General features: G+C 34.8%; 17 protein-coding genes. 8 read left to right on the plus strand and 9 right to left on the minus strand.

The genetic code is table 11. From position 1 onward, the window contains the following. Positions 1 to 16: 16 nt before the first annotated feature. Positions 17 to 1,309 carry an aminopeptidase P family protein gene (locus IHE43_RS04035; RefSeq protein WP_192186795.1) on the minus strand — a complete coding sequence of 431 codons (1,293 nt, stop codon included), beginning with the start codon at positions 1,307 to 1,309 and terminating at the stop codon, positions 17 to 19. A gap of 528 nt (positions 1,310 to 1,837) precedes the next feature. Here IHE43_RS04035 and IHE43_RS04040 point away from each other — a divergent pair. Beyond that, positions 1,838 to 2,701 carry a hypothetical protein gene (locus IHE43_RS04040; protein WP_192186796.1) on the plus strand — a complete coding sequence of 288 codons (864 nt, stop codon included), beginning with the start codon at positions 1,838 to 1,840 and terminating at the stop codon, positions 2,699 to 2,701. Between the two features lie 112 nt (positions 2,702 to 2,813). Here IHE43_RS04040 and IHE43_RS04045 read toward each other — a convergent pair whose 3' ends face one another. Further along, positions 2,814 to 3,221: a helix-turn-helix domain-containing protein gene (locus IHE43_RS04045; RefSeq protein WP_192186797.1), complete on the minus strand. Its 408-nt coding sequence runs from the start codon at positions 3,219 to 3,221 to the stop codon at positions 2,814 to 2,816. 187 nt (positions 3,222 to 3,408) lie between these two features. Between IHE43_RS04045 and IHE43_RS04050 the strand changes: the two genes are divergently transcribed. The 3 genes from IHE43_RS04050 (at position 3,409) to IHE43_RS04060 (ending at position 5,247) form a co-directional block, all read left to right on the plus strand. Then, positions 3,409 to 3,846: a GNAT family N-acetyltransferase gene (locus tag IHE43_RS04050; protein WP_192186798.1), complete on the plus strand. Its 438-nt coding sequence runs from the start codon at positions 3,409 to 3,411 to the stop codon at positions 3,844 to 3,846. Continuing rightward, on the plus strand, positions 3,846 to 4,586 hold the full coding sequence (locus IHE43_RS04055; RefSeq protein WP_192186799.1) for a LytTR family DNA-binding domain-containing protein: 741 nt from the start codon (positions 3,846 to 3,848) through the stop codon (positions 4,584 to 4,586). The genes IHE43_RS04050 and IHE43_RS04055 overlap by 1 nt, the downstream gene beginning before the upstream one ends. Positions 4,587 to 4,686: 100 nt before the next feature. After that, complete coding sequence (locus IHE43_RS04060; RefSeq protein WP_192186800.1) at positions 4,687 to 5,247, plus strand: hypothetical protein; 561 nt, start codon at positions 4,687 to 4,689, stop codon at positions 5,245 to 5,247. 198 nt (positions 5,248 to 5,445) lie between these two features. Here the strand turns inward: IHE43_RS04060 and IHE43_RS04065 are convergent, their stop codons facing one another. Next, positions 5,446 to 6,807 carry a hydroxymethylglutaryl-CoA synthase family protein gene (locus IHE43_RS04065; protein ID WP_192186801.1) on the minus strand — a complete coding sequence of 454 codons (1,362 nt, stop codon included), beginning with the start codon at positions 6,805 to 6,807 and terminating at the stop codon, positions 5,446 to 5,448. A gap of 362 nt (positions 6,808 to 7,169) precedes the next feature. On the opposite strand from IHE43_RS04065, the gene IHE43_RS04070 reads away from it, so the two are divergent. The 3 genes from IHE43_RS04070 to IHE43_RS04080 all read left to right on the plus strand — a co-directional run bounded on the left by IHE43_RS04070 (position 7,170) and on the right by IHE43_RS04080 (position 10,686). After that, positions 7,170 to 7,835 carry a succinate dehydrogenase cytochrome b subunit gene (locus IHE43_RS04070; RefSeq protein ID WP_192186802.1) on the plus strand — a complete coding sequence of 222 codons (666 nt, stop codon included), beginning with the start codon at positions 7,170 to 7,172 and terminating at the stop codon, positions 7,833 to 7,835. 11 nt (positions 7,836 to 7,846) lie between these two features. Further along, positions 7,847 to 9,847 carry a fumarate reductase/succinate dehydrogenase flavoprotein subunit gene (locus tag IHE43_RS04075; protein ID WP_192186803.1) on the plus strand — a complete coding sequence of 667 codons (2,001 nt, stop codon included), beginning with the start codon at positions 7,847 to 7,849 and terminating at the stop codon, positions 9,845 to 9,847. Between the two features lie 92 nt (positions 9,848 to 9,939). Continuing rightward, complete coding sequence (locus IHE43_RS04080; protein WP_192186804.1) at positions 9,940 to 10,686, plus strand: succinate dehydrogenase/fumarate reductase iron-sulfur subunit; 747 nt, start codon at positions 9,940 to 9,942, stop codon at positions 10,684 to 10,686. 63 nt (positions 10,687 to 10,749) lie between these two features. Here IHE43_RS04080 and IHE43_RS04085 read toward each other — a convergent pair whose 3' ends face one another. After that, positions 10,750 to 13,053 (minus strand): family 20 glycosylhydrolase, encoded by a 2,304-nt coding sequence (locus IHE43_RS04085; protein WP_192186805.1) that lies wholly within the window; start codon positions 13,051 to 13,053, stop codon positions 10,750 to 10,752. 190 nt (positions 13,054 to 13,243) lie between these two features. Between IHE43_RS04085 and IHE43_RS04090 the strand changes: the two genes are divergently transcribed. Further along, positions 13,244 to 14,020 carry a DeoR/GlpR family DNA-binding transcription regulator gene (locus IHE43_RS04090; RefSeq protein WP_192186806.1) on the plus strand — a complete coding sequence of 259 codons (777 nt, stop codon included), beginning with the start codon at positions 13,244 to 13,246 and terminating at the stop codon, positions 14,018 to 14,020. Here the strand turns inward: IHE43_RS04090 and IHE43_RS04095 are convergent. The 5 genes from IHE43_RS04095 to IHE43_RS04115 form a co-directional block, all read right to left on the minus strand. After that, the gene (locus tag IHE43_RS04095; protein ID WP_192186807.1) at positions 14,017 to 15,087 is read right to left on the minus strand and encodes a dipeptidase; all 1,071 of its coding nucleotides are present in this window, start codon (positions 15,085 to 15,087) and stop codon (positions 14,017 to 14,019) included. The two genes, IHE43_RS04090 and IHE43_RS04095, sit on opposite strands and share 4 nt — an antisense overlap. 4 nt (positions 15,088 to 15,091) lie before the next feature. Then, on the minus strand, positions 15,092 to 16,207 hold the full coding sequence (locus tag IHE43_RS04100) for a D-TA family PLP-dependent enzyme (protein ID WP_192186808.1): 1,116 nt from the start codon (positions 16,205 to 16,207) through the stop codon (positions 15,092 to 15,094). A 2-nt stretch (positions 16,208 to 16,209) separates the two neighbouring features. Beyond that, positions 16,210 to 16,857 carry an aldolase gene (locus IHE43_RS04105; protein WP_192186809.1) on the minus strand — a complete coding sequence of 216 codons (648 nt, stop codon included), beginning with the start codon at positions 16,855 to 16,857 and terminating at the stop codon, positions 16,210 to 16,212. A 15-nt stretch (positions 16,858 to 16,872) separates the two neighbouring features. Continuing rightward, the gene (locus tag IHE43_RS04110; protein WP_192186810.1) at positions 16,873 to 17,904 is read right to left on the minus strand and encodes a sugar kinase; all 1,032 of its coding nucleotides are present in this window, start codon (positions 17,902 to 17,904) and stop codon (positions 16,873 to 16,875) included. 192 nt (positions 17,905 to 18,096) lie between these two features. Further along, a complete protein-coding gene (locus IHE43_RS04115; RefSeq protein WP_192186811.1) occupies positions 18,097 to 18,564 on the minus strand; it encodes a RidA family protein in 468 nt (155 codons plus the stop codon). Positions 18,565 to 18,566: the final 2 nt, after the last annotated feature.

Raw genomic sequence — 18,566 nt, forward strand, 5'->3', positions numbered from 1 at the left:
GTTTTCTATTCTCTTTTTAAGAATTCATCAAACTTTCGATTTCTTCCGCTTCAACCGGAATATTGCGCATCAAATTAAAAGGCGCACCTTTTTCCTGAACCACAACGTTGTCTTCCAAACGAATTCCGAAACCTTCAGCCGGAATATAAATTCCTGGTTCAACCGTAAAAACCATATTGGCTTTCATTGGCTCGTGAAGTAATCCGTAATCGTGCGTGTCAAGACCCATGTGGTGAGAAGTGCCGTGCATGAAATATTTTTTATAAGCTGGCCAATCCGGGTTTTCGTTCTGAACATCAGCTTTGTCAATCAAACCTAAGCCTAATAATTCCGAAGTCATGATTTTACCTACTTCAATATGATATTGTTTCCAAAACGTTCCGGGAGTCAACATTGTTGTAGCTTCGTTTTTAACTCTTAAAACCGCATTGTAAACTGCTTTTTGTCTATCCGAAAATTTTCCGGAAACCGGAATCGTTCTCGTCATATCGCTTGAATAATTAGCATATTCGGCAGCAACATCCAATAAAATTAAATCTCCAGCTTTACATTGTTGGTTGTTTTCGATATAATGCAAAACATTCGCATTATTTCCAGAAGCAATAATTGGAGTATAGGCAAAACCTTTAGAGCGGTTACGGATGAATTCGTGCGCTAATTCAGCCTCAATTTCATATTCTGTAACATTTGGTTTTACAAATGACAATAATCTGCGGAAACCCTTCTCTGTAATATCACAAGCTTGCTGAATCAAATCGATTTCTTCGCTTTCTTTGATAGAACGAATACGTTGCAAAATCGGATTGCTTTTAGCCACATTGTGTGCTGGGTAACGCTCTTTCCACCATTTTATAAAACGAGCTTCGCGTGTTTCAGTTTCAACTGTTGCGCGGTAATGTTCGTTTGTGTTGATGTACATCGTATCAGCATACGTCATCATTTCGTTCAAAATTTTATGAAAATCCTGCAACCAATAAACCGTTCTGATTCCCGAAACCTGGTAAGCGCGTTCTTTACTTAATTTTTCGCCTTCCCAAACTGCGATATGATCGTTGGTTTCTTTTAAGAAAAGCATTTCTTTTTGGTTCTCAAAAGGCGCATCAGGAAACAAAAGCAAAATACTTTCTTCCTGATCTACACCACTTAGATAAAAAATATCACGGTGTTGAGCAAACGGCAAAGTACTGTCAGCACTAATTGGATAAATGTCATTAGAATTGAAAACGGCAACACTATTAGGTTTCATTTGTGCCGTGAATTTTTTGCGATTTTTTACAAAAAGAGCGCTGTTTATTTGATGATATTTCATAATAACTTAATTTTTGAACTTCGAATTTCAAAATTAGTGATTTTTGAAGATGTATAGCAAAATTGAATTATTAAAGTTTTCTTATTTGTTTTGGGTTTGCCACGAAGACACTAAGTCGCTAAGTTTTTTTAATTGAAAAGCGTGCTAGGGTTTACGGAAAGTATGCTAAGGTTATTTTTTTACTCGCATAGTTTTGTCATCTTGACGAAGGAAAGATCACACTAGTAACGCTACAAAGATTGGCAAGTTTGTTTTACGCAGATTTTTAATCTTAGCAACTTAGCCTCTCAGAACCTTAGAATCTTAATTTGGGCGTGTTTCGCCGCGGCGAACCGGGCTTTCGGCTATATCTTTTATTCCGCTCCGCTTCATAAAAGGATACTGCCTCAATCCCTCACGCAAGCTAGGTTTTATAAGAAGTTTATTGTTTGTATGTGAAATGAGTTTTTTCAATTGTGGGAATTTGTATATTGCAGTTTAAAATGCAATGAATGAATTATTCAACCTTTTAATAATATCTAATTTGAAATGGAAAACCACAATATAAAACCTGAAAAGATTACAAAGCCGATACAACTTTTAGCAGTTTGGTTAATTGGACTTATTTTAATAGTATCAGCCTTGCTAACAGCAGCGGGAACAATAGATCAACCTAGTTGGTTACCTGCTTTTTTTAGTATCTCGGCAGTTTCTATTATTCCTTTATTTTTGGCTCTTATATTTTTACTGCAGACAAGATTTCGTCCTCAAATGCAAGAAGATGAATATTATTCTAAGTTTTTAAATACAAATACCTTAGAAGTTATTGGTAATCAGGAAAATGAATTTTTTATTGAGTCCATGACTGGTAAAATTGACGAAAAATTTATAGAGTTAAGTACAATTACGAAAGATCAAATAGTTTTATTGCAAGGGACGATAAGTGAGTTGGGTTTGAGAATTCCGAATAACACTATAATAGAACAAAAAAAGGAGTTCGATACATTTGATAAATTTATTAAAAATGCAAAAAAAAATATATCTGTTAATTTGAAATTAAAAAATATCGATTCTGTTCTATCGCTACTTATGGAATCAAATATTAAAATTAGCAACTTTTTCGGAAAAAATGATGACAATGATGAACCAGATTTATTTATTATAACATTTGGAAGAGATGTTGAATTAGAAACCTTGAAAAGTGTTGTTAAAATATTAGTACCTTTAGGATTAACCCATTTAGCAACAACTGTTTCTAAAAATATTTTGTATATAGGAGCTTATACTTATAAAACTAAACCCATTGCTATCCTTGATTTTGAAATGTTAGAAGTAATTGAAAGTGCTAATTCAACCAGTGATATATTTAATCAAGTTGAGTTAAAAATGAAAAAAAATATTACTAGCAAATAATAAATACCAGATAGCGCGGATTTGCAATCCGTGCCCGCAACAATAATCAAATCCATAAAAAAACCGAAGCAATCAAACTTCGGTTTTTCTATAAATATATCTTTCGTAAAAATTATTTTTTCTCACTCAGCAACTTCTCTAACAAAGCAACTTTCTCTCTTTCAGCTTCAACCAATCGTTCATAAAGTTTTTCATTCTTATCAAAAGCTTCAAGTAGTTTATCTAACGGATTAAATGTACAACCATGATTTACAGAAGAAGAACCATTATCATATGTATTTCCAATAATATTAAAAACAGCTTCTTCAGAAAAATTCTTTATAACTTCAGCAGGAACTCCCAAAGCTTCAGCAATTTTTTTTAATTTTTCGTCATCAACGCTTTCGCTTCCTTCAATAATAGAAATAGACTGCTGGTTTGTGCCAATTGCAATTGCAAGTGCTTCTTGTTTCATATCTCTAAGCTCTCTGATTCGGCTTATGTTTCGTCCGATGTGTCTAGGTTTTGGTGCTGTGCTCATAGTTCAAAGATATTTAAAATTCTTTTACATTTTCGGTTTCGGTAGAAAACAAGTATGCGTTTGTGAGATACATTTCGTAAATTGTTTCGCGAATAGTAAAAATACAATTTTTCTGACTATTATTTTTTGGATGTAGAATTGTATAATCTAAATAAAATGCAGATCCCATGCTGTCAAGAGTAAAATTATGAAGTTAAAAGTTGGAATTAGAAAAGTAAATCAACAAGACCTTGATTTTATCTACAAATCAATATGCGAACTTGAAAATGAAGAATTACACTTCGAATTATTCAGAGCAATCTTCAATGAAAATATGGGCAACACAAACAATCTTTATTTGATAGCAGAAAGCGAAAATGAAGGAGTGGGGTTTATTAGTTTTCACACACAAAATCTTTTGCATCATTGCGGGCGAGTTGGTGAAATCCAGGAATTTTTTATAAATGAAAAGCATCGCGGCAAAGGCATCGGGAGACAACTTATCAAAAAGATCATGCAATATGCAGAAGAGTATAAATTAAAAAGCATTGAAGTAACTACAAATCGAAGGAGAGTAGAAAATGTACTGATTTACGAGAATCTTGGTTTTACCTTGTCGCATAATAAGTTTACGATTTATAAGTAATGAAAGAATTAAATCCATCAGTAAAACATCATCTGGTCGTTGGGCTTCTTATTGCTTTATGGATTTTTGCTTTCGCTTTTATCATAAAACCTTTTGATGACGGAACTTTAGATTTTCGATCCTGGTTCTTCATTAGTGTTGGTTTTAGTGTTTTGGCTTTTTTATGTTACAGCGTTTTGGCTGTTCTTCAAAAAAAGATTTACAGAAGAATCTCTAAATGGAGTCTCAGTTTAGAGATTGGAAGTATTATTTTCTTTTTTATAATTTATCTGTTTGGAATTTATGCCTTTTATAAAAGTCCAATTTTAAAAGGCGGGTATACTTTTTCGGAATTTTTCTCCATAATTTTTATCAAAATAACATTGATTTTAACTCCCGTAATTATTCTGGCGAGAAGGTATCTGATCAAACTCATTCCGATAAAGGATAATGTTCTCACATTCACAGGAGAAAATAAGCTAGATGTTTTAAAAATCAAAAAAGCCGATTTGGTTTGTATTTCTAATGCTCAGAATTATGTGGAGATTTTTTATATCGAAAACGAAAAATTGCATTCGAAACTGATTCGTTCTTCTCTCAAAAAAATTCTCGAAGATTTTACCTTTTTAGTTCAAATTCATCGTTCTCATTTAATAAATCCTTCGCATTTTAAATCCTGGAGAAATTCAAATACCGTTATTCTGACTCAAATTGAACTTCCGGTTTCTAAGAATTTTAAAGAAAGTATTTTGACTTTGTAATTTCGTACCTAAAACAATAGGTTTTGTACCAAAGTCAATGGCATAAACGTTTGCAGAAGTTTTTCATTTTAGTTTTGTTTCATCAATTTTAAAATAAATTATGAAAACAAAACATCTTTGCACGTTCGGATTGCTATTTTTCGTTACAAGTTATTTGCTATTTTCCAAATTATTGCCAGACTTTCAGTACCCAATTGATTTTGCACATTGGTTCAATTTAATTGGCGCCTGTTTATTGTTGTCGTTTAATGATGTATTTCCTAGAAATATATTAAATTCGATTGCTTCCATTGTTACAGCTTTGGGTGTTGTTGCGCATATCGGACTTTGTACAATCGATTTTATAATGACGAGTTATGGAATAAATGATTTTGCCAGAGAAGAATTAAGTCAACATATCACTAGCGTGCCATCGATTTTGTATCCGTTTATTGTTGTTGGCCCGTCTTTGCTTTTTATTGGTCTCTCTCTTCATGCGTTGAATTTTAGCAAAACAAATGCGATAAGTGTTTTAATGGTTTGTTTTTCTTCATTAGCAATAGGTTTTTCATTTTTTATATTGAAAAATGGAGTTTATATGTTGTTGAGTTGTGTGGTTTTTGTTTTGGGATTGGGTTTGTTACTATTTAGAAAAGAAGAAAATGAATTAGTTTCGAAATAAGCTTTTGATATAAGCCTTTTTTGTTATTCTGAGGAACGAAGAATCACACAAGTGATGCCCGCACAGAGAATCGCCAATCTTTGTCGAGTTTCTAGTGTGATTCTTCGTTCCTCAGAATGACAAACAAAAAAACCGAAGTTAAATGCTTCGGTTTTGTGTTATTGGAGTTTTGAATTTAAAAAATTTGGAATTTAATTTTTAATCGATCCATTTATAATATCTCGCCCCAATCAAATTAGGAATCTCTTTCTCGATTCGATCTAAAACCCATTCGTTTTTAGGAGTTCGAACACTTTGTTTTTGTTGTTTTTTATGAAGAATTTCATAGGTTTCAAAACCAATTTCTACACTTTCTTCTAAATTTTCAAAAAGTTTGGTTTTGGCTAAAGCCGATTGCCATTCCGGTTGAATTGTTCCTTCAAAAACTTTCGATTTAGATCCGCTTCCGTAAGCCAGGAATCCGAATTTAGTTCCGGCAACTTCTTGTTTAGTATCAAAATAATGAGCTAAAGTCGATAATAATCCCATAAAAATAGAACCTGTATAAAGATTTCCGATTAAAGAAGAAGCCAGTTCTGCAGGTTGTAATTTCCCGGTTACAAACTTTTTATAGTCGTCAGATTTTCCAACTTCCTTAATTTTATTCTGATAATCTGCCGGTTCGATATTTTCTGCAATGATTTTATCAGCACTGTCTAAAGCGTAGATTTCCGATAACATTCTACGGCCCTGAAAAGAATAGGGAAGGTGCATGATAATACTATTCCATGTATTGTATAACGTTTCGGTTGTGTTTTTTAATTTCTTGAAGGAGAAGTAGGCATTACGCGTACGATCCATATAACATTGATTCGAATATTGACCATCAAAAACCGGTTGATCTTTATGGATTTCAATTTCAGTTTCTAAATTATCAAACCACGGATCATTGTTTTCATTTTTCGTAATCGCTTCTTTTGAAAGCGTTCTGTAGGGTTTGAAAAAGTCAAAAACACCTTTTGTGCTTGTTGCCCAATTTTCATCAAAAGCAATAATTCTTGGGTTCGAAGTAACTAACATTGCTAATGCTCCCGCGCCTTGTGTGTATTCTCCGGTGGAATTTAAATCGTATTTTGCAAAATCAGTTGTTACAACAATTGCTTTCTTGGTCGGATTCAGTTTTACAAAATCAATACAGTTTTGTAGTGCATCAACTCCGCCAATACAAGCAAAAGTAAAATCGACAACATCACATTCGGCAAGAGTATCTTCGCCAAATTTCTGTTCCATTAAATTGATTAAATAAGAGCTAATTGGTTTCGAACTGTCAATACCACTTTCGGTACCTACATAAATCCTGCTGATTTCGTTTAGGTTTATTTCGTTTTCCAGAATAAGTTTAGTTAAAGCGTTTGCTCCAAAAACAACAGCATCCTGGTGAACATCTGGTAAGGTCATTTTAATTAATCCGAGACCTTTTTCTAATTTTTCGGGTTCAATATTTCTGGCAACCGCCAAAGTTCTGATGGGTAAATGTATGTTGGCTACATCAAAAGAGATAGCATCAATTCCTGTTTTCATTCTCATTTTTTTTGAAGCCGATAAAGGTAAAATTATGTAATGGAATGACCATTTTTTTCGTCTACAAAATTTGGAATAGAAGACACTTTTGAAGAAAACAAATTAAAAGTTTGATTAAAATAGTAATTTGATAAAGTTTTAGGAGACTCCAATCGTCGTTGTTGCTGTTAAATAACTCCGCTAAAGTGTGCGATTTTAGTTTTTTATAATAAAATCATTTGACATTAAGTATTTTTTATACGTAAAAATACGTAATACGTAGTCTATTTTAAAATGATTATAAATAACAACGAAATGGTTGTAGTTCTTTGTTAATTGAGTTATTTTTGTCTAATTTTTTAAAACAAACTACTTAAACACTTATGGCACAATCTGCACTATTGAATGCTTCCATCTTAAAGAAAGTGGCAATGGCACTTTCGGGAATATTCTTAATCACGTTTTTAGCGCTGCATGTTACCTTAAATTTCATTTCCGTTCTTAGTGAAAATGTTTTTAACGAAGCTTCTCACTTTATGGGTTACAATCCGCTAATTCAATATGTAATGCAACCTGTTTTGGCCGTCGGAGTAATTTTCCATTTCATTATGGGATTTGTACTGACTGTTCAAAATAGCGCTGCAAGACCAATTGCTTATGCAAAATACAATGGAGCAGCAAATGCTTCCTGGAGTTCTAGAAATATGATTATTTCTGGATTGGTTATTTTGGCTTTCTTAGGATTGCACTTTTATGATTTTTGGTTTCCAGAAGTTAGTTATAAATACATTGCAGGTACTGCCCCAGATGCTACAAGGTATTATGGAGAATTAGTGCACAAATTCCACGATCCAATTCGTACAGGATTATACTGCATTTCTTTTGTGTTATTAGGATTTCACCTTTGGCACGGATTCGCATCTTCTCTTCAATCAGTGGGAATGCACAATAAATATTCCAGATTTTTAAGTAAAGTAGGTTACTGGTTTGCAGTTGTAGTACCGGCACTTTTCGTAATTATCGCATTATTTCATCATTTCAATAATTAATATCAATTATAATGGCATTAGATTCAAAAATTCCACATGGTCCAATATCGGACAAATGGACAAATTATAAAGATCATATTAATTTAGTAAACCCTGCTAACAAACGTAATTTAGATATTATTATCGTTGGTACAGGTTTAGCTGGAGGTTCTGCAGCAGCTACCTTGGCTGAGCTGGGATATAACGTAAAAGCATTTTGCTTTCAGGATTCACCAAGACGTGCGCACTCTATTGCAGCACAAGGGGGAATCAATGCAGCAAAAAATTATAAAGGTGATGGTGACTCGGTTTACAGATTGTTTTATGACACTGTAAAAGGGGGTGACTACCGTGCGCGTGAAGCAAACGTTCACCGTTTAGCTGAAGTTTCGGCAAATATTATTGACCAATGTGTAGCTCAAGGGGTGCCATTGGCTCGTGAATATGGCGGACTTTTAGATAACCGTTCTTTTGGAGGAACTTTGGTTTCTCGTACATTTTACGCACAAGGACAAACCGGACAACAATTATTGTTAGGAGCTTATTCTGCAATGAACCGTCAGATTGGTCGTGGAAAAGTAAAAATGTACAACCGTCACGAGATGCTTGACATCGTAATCGTTGACGGAAAAGCGAGAGGTATTATCGCTCGTAACTTAGTTACCGGAGAAATAGAAAGACATTCTGCTCACGCGGTAGTAGTTGGTTCCGGAGGATACGGAAACGTGTTTTTCCTGTCAACAAATGCTATGGGAAGTAACGCAACAGCAGCCTGGAAAATTCATAAAAAAGGAGCGTTTTTCGCAAATCCTTGCTACACACAAATTCACCCAACCTGTATTCCGGTTTCTGGAGATCACCAGTCAAAATTGACTTTGATGTCTGAGTCGTTACGTAATGACGGTCGTATTTGGGTTCCTGCAAAATTAGAAGATGCTCAGGCAATTCGTGAAGGAAAGAAAAAAGCAACTGATTTATCTGAAGCTGAAAGAGATTATTTCTTAGAAAGAAGATATCCTGCTTTTGGTAACTTAGTACCTCGTGACGTTGCATCTCGTGCGGCTAAAGAAAGATGTGATGCTGGTTTTGGAGTTAACAAAACGGGTGAAGCTGTTTATTTAGATTTTGCTGCGGCAATTCAACGTTACGGAACTGAAGAAGCTTACGTAAAAGGTTTAGATGCTAATGATAAAGCGTTGGTTATTAAATTAGGAACTGCAATCGTAAAAAGTAAATACGGAAACTTATTCCAAATGTACTTGAAAATTGTTGACGAAGATCCTTATGTAACGCCAATGATGATTTATCCTGCGGTTCACTACACAATGGGTGGAACCTGGGTTGATTATAACTTAATGACTACAATTCCAGGATGTTTCTCAATTGGAGAATCTAACTTCTCTGATCACGGAGCAAACAGACTTGGAGCTTCTGCTTTAATGCAAGGTTTAGCTGATGGATATTTTGTTCTTCCTTATACTATCGGAGATTATTTAGCTCCGGATATTAAAATGGGACCAATTTCTACAGATTTACCAGAATTTGTAGAAGCAGAGAAAGCTGTAAAAGATCAAATCGATAGATTTATCAATAATAAAGGAACTCATTCTGTAGATTATTTCCACAAGAAATTAGGAAAAATCATGTGGGATAAAGTAGGTATGGCTCGTAACGCTAAAGGTTTAACTGAAGCTATCGAAGAAATTGCCGCTTTACGTGAGGAGTTTTATAAAGATGTAAAAGTTCCTGGAAGCGCAAACGAATTTAATCAGGAATTAGAGAAAGCGACTCGTGTTGCCGATTTCTTAGAGTTAGGAGAATTGTTCGCGAAAGATGCATTACACCGTAATGAATCTTGTGGAGGTCACTTCCGTGAAGAATACCAAACTGAAGAAGGAGAAGCACTTCGTGATGATGAAAACTTTGCATACGTTGCAGCTTGGGAATACAAAGGAAAACCAAGTGATGCTGTATTACACAAAGAGCCTCTAGTTTACGAAAACATTAAATTAGTTCAACGTAGTTACAAATAGCAATTAGTCAAAAGACAAAAGTCTTAAAGTCAAATGGCAAAATGTTAAGTGACTTTCGACTTTCGACTTTATGACCTTCAAACTAAAACAGTATGAAACTTACATTAAAAATATGGCGTCAGAAAAACGCCCAAGATAAAGGGGGAATTGTTGATTACCCAATCGACGGAATCGAACCAGATATGTCTTTCCTTGAAATGCTTGATGTTCTTAACGAACAATTAATCAATAAAGGAGAAGAACCAGTAGCATTTGACCACGATTGTCGTGAAGGAATCTGCGGAATGTGTTCATTATTCATTAACGGAGAAGCACACGGACCAGACAGAGGAGTAACAACTTGTCAATTACACATGCGTATGTTTAAAGATGGTGACACGATTTTTATCGAGCCATTTAGAGCAAAAGCTTTCCCGGTAATTAAAGATTTAGTTGTTGACAGAAGTTCTTTTGACAGAATTCAACATGCAGGAGGATTTATCTCGGTAAATACTTCTGGAAATACAATTGATGCGAATACAATTCCGGTTAACAAAGAAGATGCAGACAAATCATTTGATGCTGCTGCTTGTATTGGTTGTGGAGCTTGTGTTGCAACTTGTAAAAACTCATCAGCAATGTTGTTTGTTGGTGCAAAAGTTTCTCAGTTTGCATTGTTGCCACAAGGTAAAGTTGAGGCTACAGAACGTGTGTTAAACATGGTTCACCAAATGGACTTAGAAGGTTTTGGTAACTGTACCAATACTGGAGCTTGTGAAGTAGAATGCCCTAAAGGAATTTCTCTTGAAAATATTGCACGTATGAACCGTGAATATTTAGCTGCAAGCTTAAAAGGGTAATTTTAAGAAATAGTTTTAAATAGAAAAAAGCATCAGCCAAGGCTGATGCTTTTTTTTTATGCGTTATTCATAATACAATTGCGAAGCACTAATTTCCCGTTTTTCTTTCCCTTCCTGTTGTATGAAACAGCTTAAGGCAGTTCCTCCAATCTGATCGAAATAAGTGATGTTGATTTTATGAAAACCTTTCTCCAATTTTACAGCTCCATACGCTTCATTCAGCCAATGAATGCCATCGTTATTCACAACTAATTCACTATCGATGAAAAGCTTTGATCCATCATCTGAGAGCGTCGAAATGGTATAATTTGCTGTTTCCGGAATATAGAGGTATCCATCGAATTTTAAACCGATATAACGCTCTGTTTTCGTTTTCCATTTTTCACTGCTGATTGCGCCTTCAAAAATTCCTGAATTAACAGGTTTTACCAATTCTAAGTCCTGAACTTGTTGAAATAACGTGCCGGTAAAATAGTCATATTTCAAACCATTTTTAGTTGGTTTTATGGCTAAAGCCGATTTTAATTCCGGATTTCTAACCATTATTTTGCTGATTGAACTTCGTCTTCCACTTGGACTTATTTGAACGGTTTTAATTATTCTGTATTCGCCTTTCGGAATATTTATCGTTACTGGTTTTTCGTAAAGTTCTGCAGTTTCGTCTGGGTTATAACCATCAATGGTATAGTAAATCTTTCCATTTTTAATGGTTGGTTTTAAATCCAGAACATATTTAGAAGCGATTAATGCTGTTTCAGTCGAGCCGAGAGGAGCAGGGACTTTATATAACCTTTTTTGTAATTCTAATTTTTCTATATGATGCGGCATTCGGTTTAAAACAAAATTGTTGTAGTTCTTATTTTGAGGCTGGGTCCATGCAATTTCTGCCAAAGCAAACATTCTAGGGTAAAGTTGATAATTTAATTTGGCTGGGCTCGTCAAATATTCTGACCAAAGATTCGATTGAACACCCCAAATATATTTTTGTTCCTCAACAGTTAAACTGTCAACAGGCGTCGGGTTGTAATTGTATATTTTTTCAACAGTAACTAATCTTCCAACTGTTAAAGGTTCTTGAGGAGAATAGCCCTGATTATAATCTAAATATAGAAATTGTTCCGGATTCATGATAACAAGGTGCTTTTGTTTGGCTGCGTTAATTCCGCCAGATTCCCCTCTCCACGACATTACGGCTGCGTTTGGTGCCAATCCGCCTTCAAGCATTTCATCCCAACCTAAAATTTGTCTGCCGTTTGCATTCAGGAATTTTTCTATTCTTTTGGTTAAATAACCTTGTAATTCGTGTTCATCTTTTAAACCCAAATCTTTGATTCTCTTTTGGCAATTCGGACAAACTTTCCATCTTGTTTTCGGACATTCATCTCCGCCGATATGAATGTATTTACTTGGAAATAACGTCATAACTTCTGTTAAAACATCTTCTAAAAAAGTAAAAGTTTCTTCTTTCCCCGCACAAAAAATATCTTCAAAAACACCCCAGTATTCTACAACTTTATAAGAGCGATCCGGAAAACAGGATAAATTTGGATAAGCGGTAACCGCTGCAGTTGCATGGCCCGGCATTTCGATTTCGGGAATAATATTTACATAATGTTCTTCGGCAAATTTGACAACATCCTTAATTTCTTCCTGAGTATAAAAACCTCCGTATGGGTTTCCATCAAAAAAATAGGGAAATCTTTCGAATTTATTTCCAACTAAAGTCTGTGCTCTTTTAGATCCGACTTCAGTTAATTTTGGATATTTTTTTATCTCAATTCTCCAGCCCTGATCGTCTGTTAAATGCCAGTGAAAATTATTTAATTTATAGCTGGACATTTGTGCTATAAAATCTTTTATAACATCAATACTAAAAAAGTGTCGGCAAACATCTAAGTGTAAGCCTCGGTAAGTGTATCGTGGTGCGTCTTCGATGGTTACACATGGCAATTTTATTTCCTTTTCAGATGGTTTATTTGGCAACATTTGCAATAAACTCTGAACAGCATAAAATAATCCTTCTTCATTTCCTGTAACGATTATCTTTTTTGAGGTAATATTTATTTTATAAGCTTCTTTTTGTAATGTAGCCGAAGGGTTTTGAGCGACAAATAATACTTCAATATTGCTTTTTTTTGAAGCTGTATTTTTGTTGATCGCTGATTCGAAAATTTGAGCTGTTTTAAGTTCTTTTGAGCTGAATTTATTTTTCTCAAAAGAAACTTTAATTTGCCCGATTAAACTAATGCTATCGCCAGTTGCTTTATAAGAATTTGGAGCTGGAATTATAGAACTGTTTTCAGAAGATGTTTGCGCATTTCCGATGGAATAGCAAAAAATCAAAAGAAGAAATATGTTTTTCAGCATGGTTAGTTTTGAGGTTGGTTAAACAAATTTAAGATTTATAAATTAGCCTGCATTTTTTTTGCAAAGCCATGTTTAGTTTAAAGGTCTTTAAAATAGGTTAATTAACTTTTTTATTACATTGTGATGTAATTTGTTTCGCAATAATATTGCATTTATTGTTTACATTTGTTTCCAATAAAATTGAATTTGCATGAATAACGATAATGAAGTGGTAAACTATAGCAAGGAAGAACGTAAAAGTCTTATTTTAAAAGAAATTAACTTGCATACCCGCGTAAGTTTTGAAACACTTTCGGCTAAATTATTTGTTTCAGAAGATACCGTTAGACGTGATATCAACGAACTTGAATCAGAATCATTATTGATTAAGGTCAAAGGTGGCGCGATGACAAAAGCGTATCACCATTCTTCATCCAATCAAACTTATGCAGGTGAATCAAAACAAATCATTGCGCAAAAAACTTTAGGTTTACTTCATGACGGAATGGTTTTGTTAATTGGCGGCGGAACTACAATCAGAGAGTTCATTCGCTTAATTCCTAATGATTTAAATCTGACTATTTTTACTGTCACCGTTTTATCTGCCGTTGAACTTCTGGACAAACCCAATGTGAAAATTATCATGATTGGCGGGAGTATTTCCTCTTATAGCCAAATGTGCGTGAGCGGTGATGTCTACAATCAATTGGCGAATATTAAAGTTGACTTATTAATATTAGGAACCAATGCTTTAGATATCGAAGGCGGATTCTCAGATTCTGATTGGGAAACCGTTCAGGTAAAAAAAGCGATGATTCAGGCTTCTGAAAAAACGGTGATTCTGACTATTTCTGAAAAACTGGATACGGTTCTAAAAATGAAAATTGCCAACTTATCTGAGGTTGATTATGTGGTTACGGAAGTTGATCCTAACGATGCAAAATTACAATCGTATAAGAAGGCGGTTCCAGGTTTAGTTTTTATTTAATCCCAATTTTTCATTAAGAAATTAATCCAGTTCTGGTGAAAGATTTTATTTAAATCGGCATCAGAATATCCTTTTCCTTTAAAGATAAGAACGAGTTTTTGCAAATCGGCAATTGTATTTAAATCGTACGGCGATTGTTCTGTACCAAAAGCACCATCAAGATCAGAACCGATTCCAATATGATCTGCATTTCCAGCCAATTGGCAAATGTGATCCATATGCCTAAAAACCGTTTCTAAATTGCAATTCGTGCCTTTTGGAGTCGAAACTCCTCTTTCCCAATCCGGAACCAGCATCCAGGCATCTAAAGCTCCGCCAATAACAGCACCCCTTGAAATTAAGGCTTGAATCATTTCGTCGCTGTATTGACGATTGTGATCAACAAGCTTTCTGCAATTATTATGACTCGCCCAAACGGGTCCGTTATAATGATCTAAAGCCTGCCAAAAAGTATCGTCACATAAATGAGTAGCATCCAAAATAATATTCAAACGTTCCATTTCTTTCAATAAATCAAGACCATTTTGATTCATTTTTCCGGTTGCATCGGTTCCGTTTGCGTATCGTCCAGGACCATAATGCGCAGGACCAATAGCTCTTAATCCGTAATTGTATGCTTTTTCTAAATAGGAGATGTCAATAATAGAATCAGCACCTTCTAAACTTAAAATATATCCAATTGGTTTTTTATCGTTTGGAGTTCCATCATTCCAATTGTCAATTTGTTTTTGAAGTGATTTTTTATCGGTAATGGCTGTTATTTCTCCGGCTTCTTCCATGGCTTTGTACCATGTAAGTTGCCCTTGGGTCTGTGCCCATGCTTGTTCGGGAGAATTCCAACCGGGAATAATGCTATCTGGTTTTACAAAACGTGCAATTTGAGTGGCAACCACAATTCCGATATTTCCTTTTCGTAAATCAGGAAAAGAAACTGTCGCGCGTTCGCGGTCTGGTTTGTCTGTCATTCCTTTTTCTAAATGGCGTAAAGTGAGAACGTCATTTCTTAAATCTCGATTCCATTCCATCGCATTCATGCTCAGGTCTAAATGGGCGTCTATTATAAACATATTTTTAAATATTAATTTTTCTGCTTCGTGCAACGACTAGCCATTGATCACAAATTTGATGTTCGTTATTGACAACCTGAACCGAATCGTAAAGTGCGCAAGTAGGGCAAACATGATAAGGTTGAGCATAAATTGTCTCGCCAATCTGATATTGGTTTTTACCACGATTTTCCAGAATCAGATGTTCTTCTGAATGCGAAATCGGAATTAGATTTTCGTCGTTTAAAATCACTAATCTCTTATCGATTGGATTTTCAGAAGAAACAGCTTTGTAGCCAATATCAATACAGAGAGTTTTGTCAGTTGGTTTTGAAATAATGGTTCCGACAATTACTAAAGCAGGTTTGAATTCTTGTTCCGGTAAATTAATTTGGTAATTGGAGTCCCAAAAAACAAAAGTTCCGGGACTGCATTCTACATTTTCCTGAGTGGCGTAAAACGGAAAGGTATTGGATCCTCCGGCAACAATTTTTAGTTCATAATTAAACTTTGGTTGCAATTTTTCGATTTCTTTTTTAATAATTGAAAACGAATTTGAAGCTTCCAGGTTTCGTTCTTCAACACTTCCTTTCAAATGTCCGTCATAAATATGAATTCCGGCAAAATGAATGTTTTTTAGTAAAAGTATACCATCTATTAATTCAATCCATTTTTCAGAAATCGAAATTCCGGTTCTGTTCATTCCGGTGTTTAGATCTAAATAAATAGTTAGTTTAAGATTATTTTCTCCGGCAATTTCATTCAAGGCTTTCGCCGATTCTAAATTATCAACAATAGTCGAAAAATGAGTGTTCGGATATTTTTGTATCAACGAAATCCATCGTTCCTTTTTTATGCCAATGGGTTGGTAGGCGAGAAGTACATCCGGAATTTCATGAAGTGCAGCAAGTTCTGCCTCGGCAATGGTAGCACATTTTACTTTTTTGATATTATAGATTTTAAACAATTCAAGAATTTCGCCAATTTTATGTGTTTTGATGTGAGGTCTTAATTTTTGAGTATCACCATTTACGGCGCCAATAAGCCGCTCCAGATTAAACCGGATACGATCTTCGTAAACGGCTAAAAATGGAGTATCTGTGTTGATTTCGGAATTAATTTTCCACCAATTTTTTCCCATAATTAGTTTCTTGTTTTTTCGACAATTTCAATTAAATTTTTAAAAGCGTTAAGTGATTGTTCATAATTTAAATTCAAAAGCATTTCTTTCGAAAATAAATTAGAACCAATTCCAACACAAACCACGCCGGATTTGAACCATGATTTTAGATTGCTTTCTTCTAAAGTTACACCTCCTGTTGGCATTATTTTTAAATTTGGAAACGGAGCTCTTATTGCTTTTACGTAACCGGGACCACCAATTTTATCAGCAGGAAAAAGTTTTACAATTTCAGCGCCTAATTTATTGGCGTGAAGCACTTCGTTTAAAGTTGCTGCACCCGGAATCCAGTAAATATTGTTTTTCAGGCAATAATTGCCAATTTCTAAATCGGTGTGAGGGCAAACGATACAGTCCGCTCCCAATTGATGATAGGCTTCCGCATCGATAACACTTAAAATAGAACCAACAGCTATTTTAATATCCAGATTGTTGGTGTTTTTAAATGCGACCATTTGAATAAATACTTCTTTAGCATCATTGGCACGAGCTGCAAACTCAATGATTTTTATGCCAGCATCTGCCGCTGACTGTAACACTATTTTGGCTGTTTCGATATTGATTTGTGTTACTAACGGAAGTACGCCTTGTGCTTTTAAAATGCTGTACATATTCTTAATTCTAATTTATCTATTGATTCTGTTACTTGCGCCATTTGCAATAAAATGACTTATTTCTGTTGGATTGCTCATGGCAAAGTCTCCGTGAATACTTTGCTTGATTACACCGCAGGCAGTTGCCCAGTCGATGCATTCCTGCCCGGATAATTTGTTAGATAATCCGTATAATAATCCTGCGTTAAAAGCATCTCCGGATCCAATTTGATCGGTAACCAAATGTATTTTGTATTCTTTGGTTTCATAAAAATGACCTTCGTGAAGTAGCATACCTTTGTATAAATGTGCTAATCCATCTGATTTTCTAAAACTCATTGCCAGCGTTTTTAGAAAAGGCATTTTCTCTTTTAATAATTCAAATGTTTTTTGAAAACGATCTGCATCGGATTCGTTTTTATCGGTTTTTATTCCGAAATAAATTTCAATAGCATCTAAATCGGCAACAGTAATGGTACTGTATTGAAGTAAATCGGGCATAATTTCAGAAGGATGTTTTCCGTATTGCCATAATTTTGAACGATAATTAAAATCAGAAGAAATAGACAAATCCTTTTTATGTGCCGATAAAATAGCTTCTTTGCAAACCAAACCTGCTTCATAAGAAACGCCCGGACTTATTCCGGACCAATGGAAATGAGTTACATCGGCGAAAGCCAAATCCCAATTGATTTGATCTTTTTGAATAGTTGCGAACGAAGAATTACTACGATCGTAAATGACCTGCGATTGTCTGATTTGATTTCCGGCTTCAACGAAATACAGCCCCAAACGTTCTCCGCCATAAATACATTTTGAGGTATTCACTTTGTATTTCTGAAGTTCGTTTAAAGCCAACTGCGCTAAATCATTTTGTGGTAATCTCGTGATATAATCGGTTTGGATTCCGAGTTGAGAAAGCAGAACACAAACATTGGCCTCGGCACCGCCAACATGAACTTTTATTTCACTGGCCTGCGTAAACCGATTTCCATCAGCAACATTCATCCGAAGTAGTAATTCTCCGAAAGTTGCAATTCTTGTTTGTGAGGTAATGGTATTCATGTTTTTTGTTTTTTTGCACAGAGTATATGGGTTTGTTTTTTGCCACAGATTTATAGATTAAAATGATTTATAACGTTGTGTTTAAGTTTTGCCACGAATTTCACAAATTTTCACAAATTCATTTCGTGAAAAATAATTCATGACAAACAAAAAATAATCCTTTTAAATCATTTAATCTGTGGTATATCTTTTTTAATATAATTCGAAAACAGCTTCAACTTCAACAGGAATATTGTCTGGTAAAGATCCCATTCCTACCGCGCTTCTTACACCAATTCCGTTTTCTTGTCCCCACACTTCGGCGAATAATTCACTGCAGCCGTTGATAACATATGGATGTCTAAGGAAATCACCATTGCAATTGACCATTCCCAATACTTTTATAACCCTTTTTACTTTGTTGAGGCTTCCAAAGTTGGTTACAATTGTCGAAAGCATGGTTAAGCCAACCTGTCTTGCGGCCAATTTTCCTTCTTCAATATCAATATCGTCACCAATTCTTCCAATAATTAAAGATTTATCATCACGAACTGGTCCGTGACCTGAGAGGTATAGATATTTTCCGTCGACTAAATAAGGTTTGTATATACCAAGAGGTTGAGGTGCTGGCGGTAAGTTTAAGCCAAGGGTTTCAAATTTTTCCTGAGGTAATAAATTCATGA

This window comes from Flavobacterium sp. MDT1-60 (genome assembly GCF_014844035.1).
Lineage (GTDB): Bacteria > Bacteroidota > Bacteroidia > Flavobacteriales > Flavobacteriaceae > Flavobacterium.

Bases quoted from the DNA above. Each gene is read 5' to 3' on its own strand.
- IHE43_RS04100 (WP_192186808.1), bottom strand. From the start codon at position 16,207: ATGGGAAAAAATTGGTGGAAAATTAATTCCGAAATCAACACAGATACT.
- IHE43_RS04040 (WP_192186796.1), top strand. From the start codon at position 1,838: ATGGAAAACCACAATATAAAACCTGAAAAGATTACAAAGCCGATACAA.
- IHE43_RS04060 (WP_192186800.1), top strand. From the start codon at position 4,687: ATGAAAACAAAACATCTTTGCACGTTCGGATTGCTATTTTTCGTTACA.
- IHE43_RS04075 (WP_192186803.1), top strand. From the start codon at position 7,847: ATGGCATTAGATTCAAAAATTCCACATGGTCCAATATCGGACAAATGG.
- IHE43_RS04095 (WP_192186807.1), bottom strand. From the start codon at position 15,087: ATGTTTATAATAGACGCCCATTTAGACCTGAGCATGAATGCGATGGAA.
- IHE43_RS04065 (WP_192186801.1), bottom strand. From the start codon at position 6,807: ATGAAAACAGGAATTGATGCTATCTCTTTTGATGTAGCCAACATACAT.
- IHE43_RS04105 (WP_192186809.1), bottom strand. From the start codon at position 16,857: ATGTACAGCATTTTAAAAGCACAAGGCGTACTTCCGTTAGTAACACAA.
- IHE43_RS04055 (WP_192186799.1), top strand. From the start codon at position 3,846: ATGAAAGAATTAAATCCATCAGTAAAACATCATCTGGTCGTTGGGCTT.
- IHE43_RS04085 (WP_192186805.1), bottom strand. From the start codon at position 13,053: ATGCTGAAAAACATATTTCTTCTTTTGATTTTTTGCTATTCCATCGGA.
- IHE43_RS04070 (WP_192186802.1), top strand. From the start codon at position 7,170: ATGGCACAATCTGCACTATTGAATGCTTCCATCTTAAAGAAAGTGGCA.
- IHE43_RS04110 (WP_192186810.1), bottom strand. From the start codon at position 17,904: ATGAATACCATTACCTCACAAACAAGAATTGCAACTTTCGGAGAATTA.
- IHE43_RS04115 (WP_192186811.1), bottom strand. From the start codon at position 18,564: ATGAATTTATTACCTCAGGAAAAATTTGAAACCCTTGGCTTAAACTTA.
- IHE43_RS04050 (WP_192186798.1), top strand. From the start codon at position 3,409: ATGAAGTTAAAAGTTGGAATTAGAAAAGTAAATCAACAAGACCTTGAT.
- IHE43_RS04090 (WP_192186806.1), top strand. From the start codon at position 13,244: ATGAATAACGATAATGAAGTGGTAAACTATAGCAAGGAAGAACGTAAA.
- IHE43_RS04035 (WP_192186795.1), bottom strand. From the start codon at position 1,309: ATGAAATATCATCAAATAAACAGCGCTCTTTTTGTAAAAAATCGCAAA.
- IHE43_RS04080 (WP_192186804.1), top strand. From the start codon at position 9,940: ATGAAACTTACATTAAAAATATGGCGTCAGAAAAACGCCCAAGATAAA.
- IHE43_RS04045 (WP_192186797.1), bottom strand. From the start codon at position 3,221: ATGAGCACAGCACCAAAACCTAGACACATCGGACGAAACATAAGCCGA.